Origin of the sequence: Streptococcus sp. CCH8-C6 (assembly GCF_001557225.1) — a bacterium.
Taxonomy (GTDB): domain Bacteria; phylum Bacillota; class Bacilli; order Lactobacillales; family Streptococcaceae; genus Streptococcus; species Streptococcus sanguinis_C.
The window spans coordinates 1-301 of sequence record NZ_LSJN01000014.1 but is presented as its reverse complement, the minus strand read 5'-3'; the positions used below and the strand labels follow the sequence as shown (position 1 = coordinate 301).

Annotated in this window: 1 protein-coding gene; it reads right to left on the bottom strand. The window is 30.6% G+C overall.

Annotated elements, in window-relative coordinates:
* Positions 1-64: 64 nt before the first annotated feature.
* On the bottom strand, positions 65-301 hold a 237-nt coding region (locus AX677_RS09465; RefSeq protein ID WP_082730171.1), incomplete at its 5' end, for a hypothetical protein.

Genomic DNA, 301 nt, shown 5'->3' with positions numbered 1-301 from the left:
AAATAGGGGAATAGTTTAGGTCTGTAAGCATTAAAATAATACACCTAACTTTGATCACCATTTTTTAGTTATTCACTCTTTTTTCAGATAGTGTTTTTAAAGTTATGATGTAAAATGCCGCAATTAAAACACTATACATCATAATCGGAGGATAGACAATTAAGGATAGAATCAATCCCACTCCTTTAATTATTAGGTCAGGTATCAATGACTTTCTATATTGTGCGGTAGCTTCAAGTAATTCTTTCTGATCTATATTGGGTTTATCAATTACTTTATGTAAAAACCAGTTTGCTACCGT